Raw genomic sequence first — 21636 nt, forward strand, 5'->3', positions numbered from 1 at the left:
GCGCAGGCGCCCGTTTTTTTGCGCGTCAAGGCTGCGTGCTTCGGCTATGCGCCGTCTTGCCCCCTATCTGACTGTTCGCTGCGTCACATCCCTGTCAGTGACAGCCTGTGTCTGGGCACAGCTGGCATGGCTGGTTCTGTTGTCCCGCTTCTATACGAATTCTTTAATGCTGGTGCGCCTATGCTGGAGGCTGTCGTCGATCGGGGCTAGGCCGTCCAACGCTGTTGTCCTAGCCGTTGCCGGGGCAATGTCAGCGGCAATTCCAGCCTGGGCGTTTCAGTGTCAGTTTTGGATGCATATTTCGATGTGAGCACATCCAGGCTGACCCAGTCTCGCCGCAGGCCATTCAGTCTTGGTTGTGAACCGTGCCCAATCCTTCATTCAGTGCCCCGATCCAGGGCTCGAATCGCCGCCAGCGCTGTACTGCGCTGGTGTAGACTGGCTGGCGCACTTGGGCGTGGCTGGGGGTGTTGACGGTGCGTTGCTGCTCATAGAAACGCAGGCAGGCGGAGGTCCAGTCCAGACCGCAGAACTCAACCAGTCGGCGGCTCTGGGCCTCGGTATCCTCGACCAGGGACTCATAGGTCAGCGTGAGTAGCGGCAAATCCAGTACCTGTTCCCAGTGTGCCATCAGGCGCTCATAAGCGCGATAATAGCGGCCCAGGCTATGCAGATTGCGGGCATACAGGTGCCCGGTGTTGAAGCGGTGGGAGTAGATCGACAGGCAGGTATCACGCGCATCCCGCACACAGTGGATGACCCTGGCCTGCGGGAGCAGCAGCCGGACCAGCCCCAGGTGCAGAAAGTTATGCGGCAGCTTGTCGGTAACACGCGCGGCTTCGGCTGAGAGTCGTTCCAGGCCATCCAGATAGCGCCGAGCCAGACCATGCAGGTCCTGCGCCGTAAGTTCTTCCAGGCAGGCGGGGTAGGGCTTGTTCCCGGTGTTGCCCGGGAGTTGCTGGACGATCTGCCACAGATCGGTCAGTTCTCCGCCGCCATGGACTCCGGGATGGGAGGCAAGTATCTGCTCCACCAGACTGGTGCCGGAGCGGGGCATGCCGACGATGAAGATCGGGCGCTGTGAGTCACAGCCGCTGTCGGGCAGTGCTGCCAGTCGCTCTGCGCTGAAAAAGGCGCGTATGGTATCCATCTCCTGCAGATGCCGGTCGATGTCGTCGGGTAGGGACCTTAAGGTCTGGGCGCGCTGGTAATGATGGAACGCGGCCTCGTAGCGTCCCGCCCGCTCGTAGAGGCGACCAGCAGCGAAGAACAGGCCGTCGAGTCCGGGTGCAGTCTCCTCTGTCCGTTCCAGCCGCTGTTCCAGCAGTTCCAGTGCGGCTTCGGGCTGGCCGAGCCGGGGGCTGATCTCGGCATAAACCCGGGCGACGTCCACCGACGTGTCTCCGCCGCTCAACAACGGCTGCAGACGCTGCCCCGCTTCCGTGTAATCGCCCTGCAGGGCCAGGATATTGGCTAATTCCGCCGTGGCGACTGGATGTGCCGGCTCGGCCTTGAGTGTGGTCTCCAGATGGGCGCGGGCGGAATCGAATTCACCTTTGCCGCTCAGGACTACACCGAGGCGGACCCTCGCATGCAGGTTGCCGGGCTGCAATTTCAAGGCCTGCTGGTAGCTGTCTCGCGCGGCGTCCCGGCGGTTGAGCTCCTCCATCATCCTGCCCAGACTGCACCAGGTTTCCGCCAGGGGCTGTAGGCGAAGGGCTCCCTGGAAGGCCTCGAGCGCGCCCTGAAAATCAGCCTTGGCATGCAGCAATTCACCCTGCAGGTGCCAGGCAGGTGCCAGACCGGGGTTGCGTTTCAACGCAGCGCGGACCTCAGCCAGTGCTGCATCGGCTTGGCCCTGCAGCCGCAGGGTGATGGCCAGTTCAAGCCGGACGGCGGCATTGCGCGGATCCAGCATCAGAGCCTCGCGCAAGGCGGCCTCGCTCGCGGTCATGGTTTGACGCGCGCGGTGCAGTTGGCCCAGGCTGAGGTGCGGGATGGGGTTGCTGGCATTGAGCCGGATTGAGGTGGCGAAACAGGTCTCAGCCTCATCAAGCCGGCCTTGCTGTAGCAGGCTGATGCCTAGGTTGTCCCACGCTCCGAACAGATCGGGCCGGATTTTGGTGCAGCGGCGGAAGGCATGTTCCGCTCCGGTGGGGTCGGCGGTCTGGCCACGCGCCAGTCCCAGCAGGAACCAGATGTCGCTATCGGTGCAGCCGGGTTCGGCGTGAGCTTCGAGCAACGACTTTGCCCGGTCCGGCTGCCCCATCTGAATAAGCTGTTGTGCCTTTTGCTTGATTTGGGGGAGCTTCATTGTGTGTGATGCAACTCATCTACAGGGCTGGTATTTCAGGTTTGGTGTAAATCAGATGATTTTTTTTAAAATGTAGACAGTCCCGGCGACCGGCTTACCATATTCCAGTCGCAGTTCTCGGTCGGTCATTTCTAGTAGCTCAAACCCAGTACTGGCGGCAAGATTTATGATGTAGTTCTTGCTGTGTGCATGCCGCCCACTGCCTTGGATGCGATAACCATCGCCAGGGCAGGTCTCGGTGGAGAAGGCGAAAATCCCCGTCTGCTGAAGCGCTTGTCTGGCTGCAACAAAAACCGGTTCCAGGTTGCCTAGGTAGACGAATACGTCGGCGGCGAGAATCAGATCGTAATGTTTGTCGCATTCCTCCAGGTATTGGAGAAGATCGGCGACGGCAAGTTCATCGTAAAGCCCGCGTTCACGGGCTTTATCGATCATCTTGCTGGAGAGGTCCATGCCGACCAGTCGTTTGGCTGCCGGCTTGAACAGCGGCGCACACAGCCCGGTACCGCAACCGAGATCTAGGATGTTGAGCTTGGCAGGTGATTGTAGTAGTTGCTCCTGCAGAGCTTCATGCAGATATTCCGGTGTTTTGTATTGCAGCCGGTCGACCAGTTCCTGGTCGAATTTCTCGGCATACTGATCAAACAGCCCGGCGACATAGTCGCAGTGATCGTCATCGGCTCCGATCCTGCCTTCCAGCGATGCTATATAATAAGTCGCTTCACTAAGGTCCGGCTTGCACTTCAAGGCGTCGCGGAAAGCTTGTATAGCAGCCTGGGGTTCGGCGAGTTCACACAGTGTCTGACCGAGGCCATAGTGGCCCTCATAGTATTCGGCGTCGTTTTCTATGGCCTGCTGATAGCTGCGGCGAGCCTCTGCCAAATCCTTCTTGGCAAGCAGAACCCGGCCCAGATTACAGTGGGCGGTGGCGAGCCGTGGTTGCAACTCCACGGCGCGACGAAAATGCTGTTCAGCGGGCTCGATCTGGCCGAGGCGCTCGTAAAGTCGCCCGAGATTGTTGTGGAGCAGGGGGTTGTCCGCATCCTGTTCAAGTAACTGCTCATATAGCTTGTGCGCAGGTCCGAAACGTTCTGCGGCATAAAGGCAATAGGCGAGATTGAAGCGCAGTTCGAAGTTCGGCTGCAGGCGGACAGCGCGTTCATAATATGTTGCGGCATCTGCGTAGTGCTCCGCCTGGCGCTCTATATGACCCAGTTCCGCCCAGCCCTGCGCAAAGCCGGGATGTGTGCGAGTGATTTCCTGCAATAATTCGCGTGCCTTGTCCGTATGGCCTAGGCCTTTGTGGCAGATTGCGATCTGGCAATTAATTTCGTGAGTGTTGCCGAATCGATCCTGCGCGGATTGTAGGCAGTCAATTGCCTGCTGGGGTGAGTCAGCCAGCAGATAAGCCCGGGCCAGCGCAAGGTGTGCGGCGGCCTGGTCCGGGGCAGCCTCAAGCGCGGCTTTGGCAGCCTCAAGGCCGGAATCGGGTTGTCCCAGTGAGCAGAAGACTGCGGCGAGATTGATTCTGGCGGCAGCATAGCCGGGGTCGACCTCCAGTGCCCGTTGATAGGCATCCCGGGCCGCTTCCAGGCGGCCAAGTGATTGAGAAGCCAGTCCCAGGTTGAAGGCCGCGACCGCATGGCGAGGTTTTAATTTGAGTACCCGCTGGCAGCAGTCGATGATATTCCCGTAGTCGAAGCGTTGTGCATGCACCGCAGCTTGGGTCAACCAGGCGTCGGGATCATTTGGATACTTGCGGCAGGCCTGTTGGGCGGCATTCAGAGCTTCCTGAAGCTGCCCCTGCTGCAATAGTAGCCGGGCCTTGTGCTGTTGCCTGGTTTTTTTATAAGTGCTCGATTTCATATATTTATTTCATTGCTTAAGGATGATGCGCTAGATCTATATTTTGCATCAATCCCGCGCCTGACACCAGAAAGTATACATACCGATAAAGGTGTCGGGATGTCGCTGCTCGAACTGGTCCCAATGTGTCAGATTGGTCAGGTCCGGGTCGTCCGGGAAGGCCTGAAGATAGCGGTGTTTAAGTTGCATATCCTGGATTTCGAAGCCGACGAAGTCGAGTTCGGCGCGGTCAAGCAGGGCTTGGATTTCCGGCAAGGTATAGACATGCTCCTGGGCATGGAAGATCAGATCACGGCATTCGCTCAGACTGTAGAAATCCTGCATTCGGGTGAGCGCCTGTAACTCGTCATCCGGGGGCAGGGTGCGGATTTCCTGGCGGACGGCCCGGATCGCGTCGAGGTCGTCCAGGCGTTGTCCGGCCTCGAACCTCCTGCGGGCGGCCTGGACAGCTTGTCTGGCGGTGCGGCTGTAAAATCCCAGGTTCATTATTCCGTTTGGCTGCAGTAAACGGCGCAAGGAGAGTAGGCCGCGGGCCGGGTCAGCAAGATGGTGAAGAACGCCGACGGATTCGATGATGTGGAAGCGTTGTTCAAGCTCGTCGAGTTCGAGGATGTCGCCTTGGAAAAATTTTATCTCATCGAAACCCAACTCATGCGCGCGGCGTTGGGCATAGGCCAGGCTGCTCCGGCTGAGGTCGATGGCGGTGATGCTGCCGTGCTTTAACCGGCTGGCTGAAAGCAGGGCATGCTTTCCGGTACCGCAGCCCGCGATCAGGATGTCTATTGATTCAGTGCCGAAATCAGGCGGAACGAAATGCGGGAGTTCTTCGCGCAATAAATCTTTATAGGAACGGGGGGAATACAGATCCAGGCTGAGCCACCGTGGATAGGGTGACTTCTCGTACTGGGCGCGGACGCTGTCTGAAGAGCTTTCCTGTATCTGTGTCAGCGCAGGGAGTGCATGTTTTATATGTTCCTCAAGCTGTGGATGGTAAATATGTTTTTCCCAGAGTGATCGCAGTCGTTCCGCGATTGATGTTTCGATACGCATGGGTGTATTGGGTATGGGCCAGTCGAACGGAAGTTGGCCATAACAGGCAAGCAGTAGTGTTCCGGTGATGTAAGCCTGCGAGGATGGTAATAGTTTTCGGCAGCAAAACTCACGGAGCGTCTGTGTGCGATCGCGTTCGTCCGGGCTGCATGCGTAAACGAATTCATTGTTATGACATTGGTGGGCCAGCGCGGTCAGCCGGGCCAAGGTATCGATGTCTGGGAGACTCGCGGGGCAGCCGGTCGACTCTGTGAGTTGAAACAGTGCAGTACTGCGGTACTGCCGGAGACAGTCTTCGATTTCACTGTCGGGAATCACGGTCTGGCACAGGATTGCTTCCAGCAATGGACGTTCAGGAGTGTGCCAGAGGCAGTCGAAGGCCTGCAGATCATCGGTCCAGTCACGGCGGGTCAGCCGTTTGGCTAACTCAGGATGCGAGCGAAGCAGAGACATAACAGGGCCAATGAGATACTGCTGATCGATCCCTTCATCCTGGAAACAAGCGGCCAGAGTTTTCCTGAACTCGGCGTTGTTGTGGAATTGCCCGGTGGAGCCGGCAATTCGAGCGAATTGCTGTCCATGAGTTCGGTTACCGGGGTCCAGTTGTAGGGCTCGCAGACTGTGGATGAGAGCTTCCTGTTGGTTGCCGATTGCGGCATGTAGGAGCGAGAGGTTGGCCTGTATCGATGCGAGATCGGGGCGCTGTCTGGCCGCCTCTTTGAGGTGACGTAGTCCCTCCCGGGTTTGGCCATTGGTGTGCAGGAGGGTGCCCAGGTTGTTATGGCTACGATAGGCGGTAGGATTGATCTTTAGGGCAGCGCCATATTCCCGTATCGCTTCCTGTAGGTTGCCAGCTTGCTGATGCAATCCGGCGAGAGCATGGTGCAGTCTGTGGTCAGGGCGGCAGGTCCTGATTGCGGCCCGCAGACTGGCGACTGCTTCCTCCGGTTGGTCCGCATTGGCATGTATGCGCGCCAGTAGAAGATAGTTGTCGGCAAAGTCGGGTGCCGTCTCAACCAGTTTCTCCAGTATGTCCAAAGCTGACGCGGAGTCGCCCTGTAGCCAATAGCAGCGGGCGGCGTTCACACGTGCATGCTGCAGCCCTGAATCACACTGTGTGGCGTAGAGATAAGCTGCCAAAGCCGGCTCCAATTCGCCTCTGTCCTCATGGATCAGCCCCAGGGTGTTGTGAGCTGAGGCAAATTCTGGCTGGAGAGAGAGAGCCTTACGCGAACAGGCTTCCGCGGATTCGAGGTCGCCGACGTTACGATGAAGAAGTCCCAGGTTGGCCAGGGCCTGTGGGTGGTTCGGTGTGGTTTTGAGCAATACCTGATATTGTTCAATCGCCTCGGCCGTGCGTCCCAGGGCGTGTAGGGCGACAGCGAGATTATAGCGTGCTTGGGTATGCCCGGGTTGGACTTTCAGTGCCTGAGAGCAAGCGGCTGCGACCTCTGCGATATTACCCGTGAAGGCTTGAATCGATGCTTTAAGCAGCCATGAATCTGCCTGATCGGGGTAGGTGTTGCAGTGCTGCTCTGCAAGTTGGAGTGCCTCATTGATACGGCCGGCCTGGAGGAAAGACTGTATCTGCTGTTGCATTCCGGGTTACCCTGTGGAGACGCTGACTATGCAGTTGGTTATTTGATCAAGAAAGGCTTGCTGAAAATCCGATTGATCGCAAAGGGGTGAGGTGGCCATCCGCTGGCGGATATTTCTATAGGGGTGCTCGCCGCTCTGCAATTTATGAGCAAGGCCGATGGCGATGTTCAGGTATTGCTGGTCGTCTCCTGCGACGAATTCCCCCATATCCATGGCATGCAGCAGTGAGGCGCCGACACGAGAGGCGTGTCGTGTGCCCGTGCGAGTGATAACGGGTCGGCCCATCCATAGCGCCTCGCAGGTTGTTGTTGTGCCATGGTAAGGGAAAGTATCCAGGGCGATGTCGATAGTGTTGTAGGCGGCATAGTGGTCATTTGTGGGCACCCAACCCAGAAGTTCCAGCCGTTCTGCTGCAATCCCCTGTTCCATGAAAAGCCGCCTGAAATATCCGGCAACATTGGGATCGCCAAGTGGCCTGGCTTTGAGGACGATGCGGGATTCGGGTACTGCCTGAAGAATGCGGCTCCATAGAACGATCATCCGGGGCGTGATCTTGGCCAGGTTGTTGAAGCAGCCAAACGTGATTGTATCGTTGCAACTGCCCGGCAATGTGGGTTCCGGCGCATCTTCGGGTGGCGTAAAGCAGAGGAAGCAACGGGGCATACGTAGTAATTTTTCTGTATATAACTCCTGCTGGCCGTTTGGGTCTGCGATACTGTCTGTGAGTCGGTAGTCCATCTCTGCTAAGCCGCTGGTGTTGGGATAGCCGAGATATGTGATCTGAACCGGACAGGGTCGCAAGGTGAACAGCCCCAGCCTGTTGCCGCTGGTATGGCCGGCCAGGTCGATCAGCACGTCAGGGCGGTCTTGGTATATACGATCCGCGGTAGCCTGATCGCTGAGTTTTGTGATATCGCGCCAAAGATTCGCTTGTGAACGTATCCTTTGGGTCATGCGATCTGGATTTTTTGTATTTGAATAGCAGATGATTTCCACGTCGGGGCGCCTGGCCAGCCCGGTCAAGCTCAGGAAGAAATACGCAACGGAATGTTCGCGGAAATCGGGTGAGACAAATCCGATGCGGATTTTTGATGGTGGTCGTTCTGCAGGGATTGGTGTTGCTGCGAGATGCAGGTTTTCCTTCCGGGCGCCCCATTCGAAATGCTGGCGTGCAATATGTGTATCGTCGAACTCCGGGCAATAATTCATTGCCATGAGGCGGTTGCTGGCAGCTTCGGCGTAGTCGGGGGCCAGCCGTAGGGCCATATCAAAACAGTCGATTGCTTCCTGCGGCTTTCCTGACAGCATATGCAATGTGCCCAGATTGGTCCAGGCCTGGTGCAGGTTCTTGTCCAGCTCGATCGCGTTCATGTAGCTGTGAATGGCGTCGGACAGGCGGTTTATGCGGCTGTAGGCAAGCCCCAGGTTGTAATGCAGTTCCGCCACCTGTGGGTCTTGCCTGATGGCATCATTCAGGCGTTCGATTGCTTCATCATGGTTTCCAGTCTCGATCAATGTAAGCGCGAAGTTGGAAACCAATCTTGAATTCTCTGGGGCTAGCGACAAGGCGCGTCGATAATAGGCCTCGGACTGTTCGAGGTTACCTGTGTCCCTGTGCAGGAGAGCGATAGAGCTTAGATATTCCTGGTTGTCGGGTTGAAGCGAAACAGCGGATTCCGCCTGCGTTAGCGCGGCATCTAGGTTGCCCTGTTCAACAAACAACAGGCTGAGCTGATGTCTGGACGCGGCAAGTCCTGGCTGATGCCTGATGGCTGATTCGAGGCTCTGTTGCGCCTGTTCTTTTTCTCCTACGGCTAGTTGTGCCAGTGCGAGGTTGTGATGTGCCTGGGAAAAATCGGGCTTAAGTTTCAGTGCTTGCATGTATCTTCTGATCGCTGCCTCATTATCACCCTGTTGCTGCAATACGTTGCCAAGTTCGCACAGAGCTTCTGCGAATTCAGGCTGCAGGCTGATCGCCTTTTTCAGGCTTGTCTGTGCCTGGCTGTATTTGTTCTGCCTCAGTTGCGCAACGCCGAGGTTGTACCAGGCGGGTGCTGTCCGCGGATGCAATTTTATAACGCGCTGGCAATAGGACTCGCTGCCGGCAAAATCGCCCAGCTGACCACAAATCGCACTCATGAGGAACAATAGTCGCGCATTGCTGGGTTGAGTCTGGCATAGCTGCTCGCACACCTTGTGCGCTTCGGTAATCCGGTTTTGTTGTAAGAGCAGCATCAGTTGTTGCTGATTCATGACTTAGGTAACTCCGCCCTATTGCACGATTCCCAGGCCCGCTTTTAATGGCGCCAGGTGTTTGTCATAGTTTTTCCAGCGATCGAGGGAGGACTTGTACACAGGCTGACGTACCTGATCGTAACTTGGTGTGTTGACGATGCGTCGACTGGTGTGAAATTCAAGGCAATTCTCGTTCCATCGCAGACCGCAGTAATCGAGCAGGCGGCGGCTGACTGTTTCCTGATCAGTGATCAGGTTCTCGTACTGGATTTCGTGCAGGTTTTCACCATAAAGCTTACGCCAGTGCTGCATCAGTTGCTCGTATTGGCGGTAATACTGGCCCAGGCTGAAAAGATCGGTGGAATATGGGTGGTTGGTGTTGAAGTTGTGGAAATAAATCGACAGACACACATCCAGTGGATTACGCATGACGTGTACGATTCTGGCAGCCGGAATGGCTGCGCGTATCAGCCCGACGAAAAGGAAATTATGAGGCATTTTGTCACAGATGAATGCCGCTGAAGGTTCTAGTTGTTTGAGCTTGCGGTGGTATTTCTGGCCGAACTCATGGAGTTTTTGTTGGCTTATCTGGGCCATGAGATATGGGTACTTGTGACCCGTTGTTGATTCCAGGTCTCGGGTCAGATCTCCGATCCAGGATAACTCGCCTGCGCCATACACATCGGGATGGCTGGCGAGAATCTGTTCTATCAGGGTTGTGCCCGAACGCGGCATGCCGACAATGAAAATGGGTGTGGGTTTGCCAGCCTCTATGGCTGGTTCGCTGAAAGGTCGGTCGAAATATTCGACAATTGCATCGATATAGCGCTGGTTCGCTGTTGAATCGAACTGTTGTGGTCGGGTTTTGTTGCCGGAGTGGTAATGTTGAAATGCGGTATCATATTCTTCTTGATCGTTATAAAGGTCGCCCAGCAGAAACTCTATCTCCTGTCGTTGAAGCGGAGGGATGGCGTGCGTGGCAAGCAGTTGCTCGAGCAACCGGATCCCGTCGGACTGCATGTTAGTGCGTCGCGACAGGATTCCGAAGGCAATGGCAATGGCAGGGGTTACCCTGCCCGCTTCGATATAGGGTTTGAGTTGCTTCACAGCCTCGTCGTAGTGGCCTTCCTTTTCGCGAAGTTGGGCGATCGCAGCCACTGCTTCCAGCATTCCCGGGGCAATTTGCAGTGCTTTCTGGTAGTGATAGAACGCCTGTTCGTGCGCGCCATCGCTTTGCAATGAAACGCCGAGGTTGAAGTGTGCCTGGGCATAGCGTGGTTCGTGCTTGAGTGCCTTGCGGAAACTACTGATCGCCTCTTCGGTTCTGCACTGTTCATGCAGCAGGGTGCCCAGATTGTTGTGGGCCTGAGCAAAGCGGGGGTTCAGTCTTATAGCGGACTGGAATGAAGTTTTGGCCTCGCTGATTTTACCCTGCTCGCGAAGTACGGTTCCCAGATTGCTATGCGCGTTAAAATCCTTGGGGTCGACAGTGATTGCCTTACGGAAGCACTCTTCCGCTTCATCCAGTTTCCCCATTTGTGAAAGCAGCAGCCCCAGGTTCCCCCTCGCAGGCCCGAACTTCGGAAACTGTGCGATGGTCCGACGCAGATATTGTTCAGCTTTTGCCGTATCTCCCATGCGTCCATATATAACACCCAGCATGTTCCAGATGTCCGGATCACCAGGAGTCTGACGTAAAAGCGTCTCGAAGGCGGCCTTCGCTTGCGTGAGCTGGCCCCTGTTGTAAGCCGTAACAGCATGATTTTTCAGATTTATGATTTCCTGCTGCATAATCTGGTCTGGTTTATAGTGGGCGCTGGTCGGTAATTGCATTCCGCCTTATGCAGGCAGCGGCTGAGGACCGGGATGGCCCCATTATTTTATCTTCTGGCGGCCCTTCCCGGGCGCATGTAGTTATGGAGGAATTATGTCATGGCTACCCGGAATTATCATGGCTCAATCTGTCCGGAATCTTAACCCGCATGAATAATAATGTCGGAAAAATATACAATACCGGCGCGATAGTCGATAAAAATATTAACAATAAATCAGTAAGATATCAGTCTGCCCCCTCGATTGTTGTCGAAAAAATTGGCATTTAAATGCATCAGTCTACTAGGCATGAGAACAAAACCTTTAATGAACAATATGTTGCAGCTGAGGCCTGAAACTTGCTTATCGGGTTTCCTGGGTCTTGCGGGAGATAACGATGAAACTCATAACCGGATTATCAAAATGTTCAGCGGTGTTGGCAGTATGGGGTCTGCTGGGACCTGTTTCTGCCACCACGATGGTGCGCATGGAAACGGTTATGGGGAACATCGATATTGAACTGTACGATGATGTGGCACCGAATACGGTGGCCAACTTCATTGATTATTCCACTGGGGGTTTATACGACAACAGTATCATTCATCGCAGCGAGCCTGGCTTTGTCATCCAGGGCGGTGGTTATATGCTCAACAGCGGGCAGGTGGAGCATATTCCCGAGAATGATCCTGTGGTGAACGAATTTTCCTTGTCCAATCTGCGTGGCACCATCGCCATGGCAAAGCTTCCCGGCGATCCAGACAGTGCGACAAGCGAATGGTTTTTCAATCTGGGGGATAATTCGGGGAACCTTGATACCCAGAACGGCGGGTTCACCGTTTTCGGTCGCGTGCTTGGGGATGGCATGCAGGTAGTCGACTCTATTGCCGCCTTGCCTCGAGTCAATGCGGGCGGTGTTTTCAGTGCTCTGCCGGTGCGCGATTATGCTGACGGACCGCTTGCCGACGAGAGTTACGTTTTCGTGAACCGGGTCGTTCTTCCACGTGTGGCCGTCTTGTCGTCGCTGATGGATTTTGGCGTTGTCGGTGTGGGGCAGACCGCGGAAGTTGAGGTGCGGATTCTGAATCAGGGTGGGTCTCCACTGTCTCTTGGCAATCTTGCGGGCACGGATCCGTTGGGGTCGCCTTTTGAAATCGTTTCCGGCGCTGACAACTGCTCAAACCAGGTTCTGGCTGCAGGTGAAGTTTGCGTGGTATTGGTGAGGTTTTCGCCGACGTCTCTGGGAGAATTCGGCGACAGCTTTGATGTTCCATCCGATGATAGTGAGACACCATATGTGCAGGTGCGTGGCGCAGGATCTCATCCGGCCAGCCTTTCGCCGTCTGACCAATTGCAGATGGGGTCTGTTGGAACGGGCGCTTCAGTAACGAAATCGGTCATTATAGAAAATGTCGGTGGCCAGTCCCTGACCCTGTATTCCATCCAGCTTACAGGCGCTGACCAGCAGGATTTCATGCTTGATTACGGGGCGGACTGTAATGTGCTTGCGTCCGGGGCCACCTGTGAGGTGGATGTTATATTTATGCCTCAATCCGACGGCAGCAAGACCGTTCAACTCGAAATAGAGACTGATTTTTCCGAGCAGTCCGGGGTAAGTCTGCAGATTACCGGTAGTGGCTCCGGGCCGAATCTCGGAGTTTCGAGTCGCAACCTGGATTTTGGTGACGTCCTGCTTACCTCTGTCGGTAGCCGGTCTTTGACCCTGATCAATGGCGGTGGGGCTGACCTGGTAATAAACAGTGTCACGATCGGCGGGGAGGATTCCCCCGCATTTCGCACGGTGTCAAATAACTGCTCGATTCTCGTCTCGCAGCAGCAGTGCAGTATTGGTATTGAATTTGATCCCCAGGAAGAGGGTATTCGTAATGCGCTTTTGGTCATCAACTCCAATGATCCTGATACGCCGGATGCCGAAGTTGCTCTGGTCGGAGTGGGGCGTGAGAGTTGGAATGAAGTAACGCTTGCGTCTGGTTCCGGTAATGTTGTGCTGCGTTCTCCGGAAGGCACGTCCCTTACAGGGGTGTCCATAATCGATGTGCCTTCGCCTGAGGAGGCGCCCGCTGATCTCTCTTTCGATTATGGGGTATATGAATTCAATCTGCAGTTGCCCTTGCCGGGAGGAGCTACGGCAGTGTCGCTGACCCTGCCCGAAGGAGTGGAGCCCAGCACCTATTATATGTATGGCGCCACGCCTGATAATGCTGTTCCGCATTGGTATGAATTTCTCTGGGATGGGCAAACCGGAACCGGCGCGGTTATCGAGGGGAATCTTGTTATGCTGTACTTGCGAGATGGCAAAAGAGGCGACTCGGACCTGCAGGCGAACGGGGTCATTGTCGATCCCGGCGCGCCGGGTTTTTCCCCGGCAGCTACCGGCTCCGAAGGCTCCGGCTCCGCTGCAGGTGGTGGCGGTGGCTGTGTTCTTGGCTCAAGCAGCCGTGGACCGGGAGACGCAGGGGGCTGGTTCCTTCTGATGGGGTTTGTGACCCTGCTGGGTGCATACCGACGGCTATCCAGATTGATCCAGGCCTGAGACGCATCCTGCGGGTGCGGCAATAAGATCGAGTAACCGGGTAAAAAGCAGCAGACTGGACATTTCCGCCATCCCCGGCATAATAGGCGTCACTTTCCGTCGAACCGGTCGGTTCTCCGCAGATGGGCGCAAAATTGCCGCAAGTTCTCGTCATAAATGGTCCCAACCTCAACCTGCTGGGCAGCCGCGAACCTGGCCACTACGGGGTTCGCAGCCTGGATGATATTTCGGCGGGGATAACGGCCCTGGCCGGCGAGTTGGGCACCGATGTCGACATTTTCCAGAGCAATGCCGAGCACGAGCTGGTCGGGCGGGTGCAGGCCGCGCGGGGGCAGGCCGATTTCATCATCATCAATCCCGCCGCCTTCACTCACACCAGCGTGGCGCTGCGCGACGCCCTGCTGGCGGTGAATATACCTTTTATAGAACTGCATCTCTCCAATGTGCATGCCCGGGAGGAATTCCGGGCGCATTCCTATTTCTCCGACATCGCGGTCGGGGTGATCAGCGGCCTGGGGCCGATCGGCTACGAACTGGCGCTGCGCGCCGCGCATGACTATTTGTCACGTAACTAACTGATTACGGTAAAGAATATGGATATCCGCAAGGTTAAGAAACTGATCGAGCTGCTGGAGGAGTCCGGCATCGCGGAGATCGAGATCCACGAGGGCGAGGAGTCGGTGCGCATCAGCCGCAACAGTTCCAGCGTCCAGACTGTGGTGCAGGCTGCCGCGCCCATGCCGGCCGCAGCCCCGGCCGCGCCGATGCCTGCTGCGGGCGCGCCGGCGGCTGAGCCGGCCGCGGAGGCCGCGCCGGCCATCCCGGCCGGGCACCAGGTCACCTCGCCCATGGTGGGCACCTTCTACCGCGCGCCCTCGCCGGGCGCCACGCCCTTCGTCGAGGTCGGTCAGCGGGTCAATGCCGGTGATACCCTGTGCATCATCGAGGCGATGAAGATGCTCAATCAGATCGAGGCCGACAAGGCCGGCACCGTGGTGGCCATCCTGGTCGAGAACGGCCAGCCGGTGGAGTTCGGCGAGCCGTTGTTCGTGATTGAGTGAATTCAGGATCAAGAGCGCCACGGAATACACGGAAAGCACGGAAAAATATTAATGTGTTCAGGGAGGAACGCATATGTTGGTGGAAAAAGGGCTGACTTACGGTATCCGTGGGTGTGTTTATGAGGTATACCGGCAGCTGGGTGCTGGATTTCTGGAAAAGGTATACGAAAAGGCGCTGCTCAGGGAACTTTGCCTGCAGGGGCTCAATGCTGAGGCGCAGGTGCCCTTGAGGGTCGAATACAAGGGCGAGGTTGTGGGTGAATATCTGGCCGATATTCTGGTTGAGTTCAAGGTGCTTGTTGAACTCAAGGCCCAAACAGAGCTGTCTAAAGTGCATGAGGCGCAATTGGTCAATTACCTGCGTGCCAGCAGCAAAAAGGTGGGATTGCTGGTGAATTTCACCCATCCCAGGGCCGAGATCAAGCGCATTATCATCTGAAATTGAATCATTCCGTGCCTTCCGTGTATTCCGTGGCGCTCTTAATTTTTATGAAATCGATAAACCATGCTGGATAAAGTTGTCATCGCAAACCGCGGCGAGATCGCGCTGCGTATCCTCCGCGCCTGCCGGGAACTGGATATCCGTACCGTGGCGGTGCATTCCACTGTCGACCGGGACCTCAAGCATGTGCGCCTGGCCGACGAGACGGTGTGCATCGGCGGGGCGCCCTCGACGGAGAGTTATCTCAACATCCCGGCCCTGATCAGTGCGGCCGAGGTCACCGATGCCGTGGCCATCCATCCCGGCTACGGCTTCCTGTCCGAGAATGCCGATTTTGCCGAGCAGGTCGAACGCAGCGGCTTCATCTTCATCGGCCCGCGCGCCGAGACCATCCGCACCATGGGCGACAAGGTCGCGGCCATCAAGGCGATGAAGGCCGCCGGCGTGCCGTGTGTGCCGGGCTCGGACGGGCCGCTGGGCGATGACCCCGACACCAACCTGCGGCTGGCGCGCGAGATCGGCTACCCGGTCATCATCAAGGCCGCCGGCGGCGGCGGCGGGCGCGGCATGCGGGTGGTGCATTCCGAGGCGGCGCTGCTCAACGCCATCACCCTGACCCAGACCGAGGCCGAGGCGGCCTTCGGCAATGCCATGGTCTACATGGAGAAGTTCCTGGAGCATCCGCGTCATGTGGAGTTCCAGGTGCTGGCCGACGGCGAGGGCAACGCCATCCACCTGGGCGAGCGCGACTGCTCCATGCAGCGCCGCCATCAGAAGGTGGTCGAGGAGGCGCCGGCGCCGGGCATCAGCCCCGAGCAGCGTGCCCAGATGGGCGAGCGCTGCGCCGAGGCCTGCCGCAAAATCAACTACCGCGGCGCGGGGACCTTCGAGTTCCTGTTCGAGAACGGCGAGTTCTTCTTCATCGAGATGAACACCCGGGTGCAGGTCGAGCACCCGGTCACCGAGATGATCACCGGCGTGGACATCGTCAAGGAGCAGCTGCGCATCGCCGCCGGCCAGGGCCTGTCCTATCGCCAGGACGACATCCACATCAGCGGCCATGCGGTGGAATGCCGCATCAACGCCGAGGACCCGCGCAGCTTCCTGCCCTCGCCGGGCACCATCCAGCAGTTCCATCCGCCCGGTGGCCCCGGCATCCGCTGGGATTCGCACATCTACAACGGTTACCGGGTGCCGCCCAACTACGATTCCATGATCGGCAAGCTGATCGCCCACGGCGAGACCCGCGAGGCTGCGCTGGCGCGCATGCGCGGGGCGCTGTCGGAACTGGTGGTCGACGGCATCAGGACCAACATCGAACTGCATCGCGACATCTGCAGCGACAGTGCCTTCATCCGCGGCGGTACCGATATCCACTACCTGGAGAAGAAACTGGGGTTGTGAAGATCAGGAGCGCCACGGAATACACGGAAGGCACGGAACTTATTGATTCTTGAAAGCCCAAACATTACCCACGTCATTCCCGCGCAGGCGGGAATCCATAAACCGCCGCGGCTGCTGGATCCCCGCCTGCGCGGGGATGACGATGTCTTTAGTCCTGTCGCCAATCTCATTTCCGTGCCTTCCGTGTATTCCGTGGCGCTCTTGATCAATTAAACATGCCCTGGATTCAACTCTCTCTCGAAGCCGGTGATCTCGACCTGGAGCAACTCTCCGACCTGCTGCTGGAGGCCGGCGCGGTCTCGGTGACCTTCCAGGATGCCGCCGACGAGCCGGTGCTGGAGCCGGCACCGGGGGCCACGCCCCTGTGGTCGCGAACCCGGGTGGTGGCGCTGTTCGAGGCCGGGGCCGAGCCGGCGCAGTTGATTGCCGGTCTGCGGGCGCCGCTGGGCGAGGCGGCAGAACGGATCGAGTCAGCGACCCTGGAGGATCGCGACTGGGTCCGGGCCTGGATGGATGAATTCCGGCCCATGCGCTTCGGCGAGCGGGTCTGGATCTGCCCCTCGCATCAGCCGCCGCCCGATCCGGACGCGGTCAATATTCTGCTCGACCCCGGACTGGCCTTCGGCACCGGCACCCATCCGACCACGGCCCTGTGTCTGGAATGGCTGGACCGGCACCCGCCGGCGGACCTGGAGGTGATCGACTACGGCTGCGGCTCGGGCGTGCTCGCCATTGCCGCGCTCAAGCTGGGCGCGCGTCATGTCTGGGCTGTGGACAACGATCCCCAGGCCCTGATTGCCACCCGCGACAATGCCGGGCGCAACGGCGTGGGCGAGGGCGTCGACACCTGTTTGCCGGAGGATGTGCCGGCGCTGCAGGCCGACCTGATGCTGGCCAATATCCTCGCCAACCCGCTGGTGGAACTGGCGCCGACCCTGGCCGGGCAGGTGCGCCCCGGCGGGATGATTGTCCTGTCCGGCATCCTGGCCGAACAGTCAGACATGGTCCGCGCGGCCTATGCCGCTGCCTTTGAGCACCTGGTGGTGGATCAGCAGGACGGCTGGGTTAGAATCAGCGGCAGACGCCGTGACCAGTACGCGTAGGATGGGTGGAGCGCAGCGCAACCCATCATGACCGCGTCGTTACCGGCGATGGGTTGCGGCGCTGCGCGCCTTCACCCATCCTACTTTCTCTCCAGGCCAGGGAACACAATGCTCACTCGCTGTCCCCATTGCCAGACCGTCTTTGCCCTGCGCGCCGGCCATCTCGCGGTCGCAAGCGGATGGGTTCGCTGCCCGGAGTGCGGCAGGGGCTTCAATGCCCTGGAGTCCCTGTTCGACAGCTGGGAGGATGCGCTGGCGCCAGCCGAGCGCCGCCATGAGGTGTTGGTACTATGCAACATCCGCCCCCTGACGGCGGGCTGGGGGGTGTTCGCCCCCCGGGTGGAGGCGTCCACGGCGGCCGGCGCGACGGAGGAACCGCGGCAGCGCCCCGACACGGTCGAGATCCCGGCCGTGCTGCTGGAGGACTTCCAGGCGCCGCGCCCGCGCACCGGGCTGCGCCTGCTGCAGGGGCTGTTCCTGCTGCTGTTGCTGCTCACCCTGCTCGGTCAGGGTGTCTACCTGCAGCGTGAGCGGCTCTACACCCTGTCCGAATGGCAGCCCTGGCTGGAGCGTTTCTGTGCCTATACCGGCTGTGAACTGCCGCTGCGGCGGGCGCCGGACCAGTGGGCGATCCAGCAGCGTCAGATACAGGCGCATCCGCACCGCGAAGGCGCCCTCGAGGTGGAACTGGACCTGGTCAACCAGGCCGACTTCACCCAGGCCTGGCCGCGGGTCGGTATCTTCTTCACCGACCTGACCGGCCGGCGCCAGGCCGGGCGCTGGTTCGGTCCTGAAGACTATCTGTCACCGGCTTCGTCCACCGTCATTCCGGGGGTGCCGGCCGGCGAGCGGTTGCAGCTGCGGCTCACCCTGGCCGACCCCGGCACCGAACTGGTTTCCTATCAGTTTGATTTTCGTTGAGGCCGCCCCGCTGGCCTGAATGAATCCGACCGGCGTGCTTCCCCCTCTCCGGGCGAGCGGGTATCATGTGCCGTCCGGTCGAGCCCATGACCTCCCAGAACAATGATGCACATCGGACCCTACCAACTCAGAAACCGTCTGGTACTCGCGCCCATGGCGGGCGTGACGGATCGTCCCTTCCGGCAGTTGTGCAAGCAGCTGGGCGCGGGGCTGGCCGTGTCCGAGATGGTGTCGTCCAATTCGCTGCTGTGGGGCAGTGAGAAGACCCGCCGCCGCGCCAATCACGACGGCGAGGTCGAGCCCAGGACGGTGCAGATCGCCGGGGCCGACCCAGAGATGATGGCCGAGGCCGCGCGGCACAATGTCGACCACGGCGCCCAGATCATCGACATCAACATGGGCTGTCCGGCCAAGAAGGTGTGCAATGTCATGGCCGGCTCGGCCCTGCTGCAGTACGAGGACCTGGTCCAGCGCATCCTCGAGGCCGTGGTCGGGGCGGTGGAGGTGCCGGTCACGCTCAAGATCCGCACCGGCTGGGACACGGCCCACCGCAACGGCGTGCGCATCGCGCAGATTGCCGAGCAGGCCGGCATCCGCGCCCTGGCCGTGCACGGCCGCACCCGCGCCTGCGCCTACAAGGGCGAGGCCGAATACGACACCATCCGCGACATCAAGCAGGCTGTGAGTATCCCCGTGATCGCCAACGGCGACATCCGCGATCCGCTCAAGGCCCGGCAGGTGCTGGAGTATACCGGCGTCGATGCCGTCATGATCGGCCGCGCGGCCCAGGGCCGGCCCTGGATCTTCCGCGAGATCGAGCATTATCTGGCCACCGGCGAGCTGCTGCCGGAGCCGGACGTGGACGAGATCCGCGACATCATGATCGGACATCTGCACAACCTGTACGATTTCTATGGCGAGCACACCGGGGTACGGATCGCCCGCAAGCACATCTCCTGGTACAGCAAGGGACAGCCCGGCGGCGCGGCCTTCCGCGATCAGGTCAATCGCGTGGAGACCGTCGCCGAGCAGCTGGCAATGACGGAACGCTTCTTCGAGCAACTGACGCAGCGCGAGGTCAAGGCGGCATGAACGCAGATAAAAAGAAGAACAGCAAGCAACGCGGCCCCCTGCGTGGTTCGGTCAAGGAATGCCTGGAACTGTATTTCAAGGATCTGGACGGCCACGATCCCAGCGATGTCTATCAGATGGTGATCAACGAGGTCGAGCCCGTCATGCTGGAGACCGTGATGCAGTACGCCGGCGGCAACCAGACCCACGCTGCCGAGATCCTCGGCATCAATCGCAGCACCCTGCGCAAGAAGCTGCGGCAGTATGAGATCGAGATTTAGATCAAGATCAAGATCAAGAGCGCCACGGAATACACGGAAAACACGGACAAATAAAAAAATGCCCCCGTCATTGCGAGCACCCAGAGGGCATAAACGCAGCGCGGCAATCTCGTAATGTAGCACCAGCCAGTAAGAGATTGCCACGGCGCTATGCGCCTCGCAATGACGGAGTGGATTGACAGTTGTTGTGAAATTTTCCGTGCTTTCCGTGTATTCCGTGGCGCTCTTTGAGTTGTTAAACAAAGGACATCCATGAACAAGATCCAGCGCGCGCTCATCAGCGTCTCCGACAAGACCGGCATCGTCGACTTCGCCCGCGCCCTGCATGAGCAGGGCGTGGAGATCCTTTCCACCGGCGGCACCGCCCGCATGCTGGCCGAGGCCGGTCTGCCGGTGGTGGAGGTGTCCGACTACACCGGCTTCCCCGAAATGATGGACGGGCGCGTGAAGACCCTGCATCCGAAGATCCACGGCGGCATCCTCGGCCGCCGCGGCACCGATGACGCCGTGATGCAGGAGCACGCCATCCCGCCCATCGACCTGGTGGCGGTCAATCTCTATCCCTTCGAGCGCACCGTGGCCGATCCGGACTGCGACCTGCCCACGGCGATCGAGAACATCGACATCGGCGGCCCGACCCTGCTGCGGGCCGCGGCCAAGAACCACGCCAGCGTGACCGTGGTGGTCGACAACGCCGACTTCCCACGTATCCTCGAGGAGATGGCGGCCAACCAGGGCGCGGTCACGGACGCCACCCGCTATGACCTGGCGGTCAGGACCTTCGAGCATACGGCCTGCTATGATGGCGCCATCGCCAACTACCTGGGCGGGCGCAACCTGCCCGGTGCCGAGCCTGATTTCCCGCGCACCTTCAGTGCCCAGTACCGCAAGGTCCAGTCGATGCGCTACGGCGAGAACCCGCATCAGGGCGCGGCCTTCTATGTCGAGCCCGACGTGAACGAGGCCTCGGTGGCCACCGCCCGCCAGCTGCAGGGCAAGGAACTGTCCTACAACAACATCGCCGATACCGATGCCGCACTGGAATGCGTCAAGGGCCTCACCGCCGCGCCGGCCTGTGTCATCGTCAAGCATGCCAATCCCTGCGGGGTGGCCTATGGTGCCAACCTGCAGGAGGCCTACGACCGGGCCTTTCAGACCGATCCCGAATCCGCCTTCGGCGGCATCATCGCCTTCAATCAGACGCTGGATGCCGCCACCGCCGCGGCCATCGTCGAGCGCCAGTTCGTCGAGGTGATCATCGCGCCGGAGATCGCCGAGGACGCCCTGCCGGCCCTGGCCGCCAAGAAGAACGTCCGGGTGCTGGCCTGTGGCCAGTGGCCGGAACAGCCTGCCGTACGGCTGGACTTCAAGCGCGTGACCGGCGGCCTGCTGGTGCAGCAGGCCGACCTGGCGCTGGTCAACGAGACCCGGGTGGTCACCGACACGGCCCCGAGCGAGGCGCAGATGCGCGACCTGCTGTTCGCCTGGCAGGTGGCCAAGTTCGTCAAGTCCAATGCCATCGTCTATGCCCGCGAACAGATGACCATCGGGGTCGGCGCCGGCCAGATGAGCCGGGTCAACAGCGCCCGCATCGCCGGCATCAAGGCCGAACAGGCCGGGTTGCAGGTGCCGGGCTCGGTGATGGCCTCGGATGCCTTCTTCCCCTTCCGCGATGGCATCGACCAGGCCGCGGCGGCCGGGATAGCCGCGGTGATCCAGCCCGGCGGCTCCATGCGCGACGAGGAGGTCATCGCCGCCGCCAACGAGCACGGCATGGCGATGGTGTTCACCGGCATGCGGCATTTCCGGCATTGATATATTTAAGAGCGCCACGGAATACACGGACCGCCTGGACAACAGGAATAAATAGTACGTAGGTCGGGTTAGCGCAGCGTAACCCGACAGGGCTGGCAGATTGTGTCGGGT

16 protein-coding genes are annotated in these 21636 nt (G+C 59.1%); 11 read left to right on the forward strand and 5 right to left on the reverse strand.

Annotated features, from left to right (window positions below):
* Positions 1 to 346 precede the first annotated feature (346 nt).
* Genes CFK21_RS03870 through CFK21_RS03890 form a run of 5 tightly spaced genes read right to left on the reverse strand, consistent with a single transcriptional unit; the run spans position 347 to position 10897 of the window.
* A complete protein-coding gene (locus CFK21_RS03870) occupies positions 347 to 2314 on the reverse strand; it encodes a tetratricopeptide repeat-containing sulfotransferase family protein (protein WP_096364940.1) in 1968 nt (655 codons plus the stop codon).
* Positions 2315 to 2365: 51 nt separating this feature from the next.
* Positions 2366 to 4180 (reverse strand): tetratricopeptide repeat protein, encoded by a 1815-nt coding sequence (locus CFK21_RS03875; RefSeq protein WP_096364942.1) that lies wholly within the window; start codon positions 4178 to 4180, stop codon positions 2366 to 2368.
* Between the two features lie 48 nt (positions 4181 to 4228).
* The gene (locus CFK21_RS03880; protein WP_096364944.1) at positions 4229 to 6829 is read right to left on the reverse strand and encodes a class I SAM-dependent methyltransferase; all 2601 of its coding nucleotides are present in this window, start codon (positions 6827 to 6829) and stop codon (positions 4229 to 4231) included.
* A gap of 6 nt (positions 6830 to 6835) precedes the next feature.
* Positions 6836 to 9082 carry a tetratricopeptide repeat protein gene (locus CFK21_RS03885; RefSeq protein ID WP_096364946.1) on the reverse strand — a complete coding sequence of 749 codons (2247 nt, stop codon included), beginning with the start codon at positions 9080 to 9082 and terminating at the stop codon, positions 6836 to 6838.
* Positions 9083 to 9100: 18 nt separating this feature from the next.
* Positions 9101 to 10897: a tetratricopeptide repeat-containing sulfotransferase family protein gene (locus CFK21_RS03890; protein WP_096364948.1), complete on the reverse strand. Its 1797-nt coding sequence runs from the start codon at positions 10895 to 10897 to the stop codon at positions 9101 to 9103.
* Between the two features lie 8 nt (positions 10898 to 10905).
* On the opposite strand from CFK21_RS03890, the gene CFK21_RS15130 reads away from it, so the two are divergent.
* The 11 genes from CFK21_RS15130 to purH all read left to right on the forward strand — a co-directional run bounded on the left by CFK21_RS15130 (position 10906) and on the right by purH (position 21525).
* A complete protein-coding gene (locus CFK21_RS15130; RefSeq protein ID WP_157745334.1) occupies positions 10906 to 11166 on the forward strand; it encodes a hypothetical protein in 261 nt (86 codons plus the stop codon).
* Positions 11167 to 11273: 107 nt separating this feature from the next.
* Positions 11274 to 13427: a choice-of-anchor D domain-containing protein gene (locus CFK21_RS03895; protein WP_157745337.1), complete on the forward strand. Its 2154-nt coding sequence runs from the start codon at positions 11274 to 11276 to the stop codon at positions 13425 to 13427.
* A 122-nt stretch (positions 13428 to 13549) separates the two neighbouring features.
* On the forward strand, positions 13550 to 14002 hold the full coding sequence (gene aroQ / locus CFK21_RS03900; protein ID WP_096364952.1) for a type II 3-dehydroquinate dehydratase: 453 nt from the start codon (positions 13550 to 13552) through the stop codon (positions 14000 to 14002).
* A gap of 18 nt (positions 14003 to 14020) precedes the next feature.
* On the forward strand, positions 14021 to 14488 hold the full coding sequence (gene accB, locus CFK21_RS03905) for an acetyl-CoA carboxylase biotin carboxyl carrier protein (RefSeq protein ID WP_096364954.1): 468 nt from the start codon (positions 14021 to 14023) through the stop codon (positions 14486 to 14488).
* A gap of 73 nt (positions 14489 to 14561) precedes the next feature.
* Positions 14562 to 14927, forward strand: a complete 366-nt coding sequence (locus CFK21_RS03910) for a GxxExxY protein (RefSeq protein WP_096364956.1) — start codon at positions 14562 to 14564, stop codon at positions 14925 to 14927.
* A gap of 66 nt (positions 14928 to 14993) precedes the next feature.
* A complete protein-coding gene (gene accC, locus CFK21_RS03915) occupies positions 14994 to 16334 on the forward strand; it encodes an acetyl-CoA carboxylase biotin carboxylase subunit (RefSeq protein ID WP_096364958.1) in 1341 nt (446 codons plus the stop codon).
* Positions 16335 to 16549: 215 nt separating this feature from the next.
* Complete coding sequence (prmA, locus tag CFK21_RS03920) at positions 16550 to 17437, forward strand: 50S ribosomal protein L11 methyltransferase (protein WP_096364960.1); 888 nt, start codon at positions 16550 to 16552, stop codon at positions 17435 to 17437.
* Positions 17438 to 17545: 108 nt separating this feature from the next.
* The gene (locus CFK21_RS03925; protein WP_172844245.1) at positions 17546 to 18358 is read left to right on the forward strand and encodes a zinc-ribbon and DUF3426 domain-containing protein; all 813 of its coding nucleotides are present in this window, start codon (positions 17546 to 17548) and stop codon (positions 18356 to 18358) included.
* A gap of 105 nt (positions 18359 to 18463) precedes the next feature.
* Positions 18464 to 19450: a tRNA dihydrouridine synthase DusB gene (gene dusB / locus CFK21_RS03930; RefSeq protein ID WP_096367481.1), complete on the forward strand. Its 987-nt coding sequence runs from the start codon at positions 18464 to 18466 to the stop codon at positions 19448 to 19450.
* Positions 19447 to 19710, forward strand: coding sequence for a DNA-binding transcriptional regulator Fis (fis, locus tag CFK21_RS03935; protein ID WP_096364964.1), 264 nt, complete (start codon positions 19447 to 19449; stop codon positions 19708 to 19710). Before dusB ends, fis begins: the two co-directional genes overlap by 4 nt.
* Before the next feature lie 252 nt (positions 19711 to 19962).
* Complete coding sequence (purH, locus tag CFK21_RS03940; protein WP_096364966.1) at positions 19963 to 21525, forward strand: bifunctional phosphoribosylaminoimidazolecarboxamide formyltransferase/IMP cyclohydrolase; 1563 nt, start codon at positions 19963 to 19965, stop codon at positions 21523 to 21525.
* The last annotated feature ends 111 nt before the right edge of the window (positions 21526 to 21636 follow it).

The sequence above is a fragment of the Thiohalobacter thiocyanaticus genome, from assembly GCF_002356355.1.
GTDB classification, from domain to species: Bacteria; Pseudomonadota; Gammaproteobacteria; order Thiohalobacterales; family Thiohalobacteraceae; genus Thiohalobacter; species Thiohalobacter thiocyanaticus_A.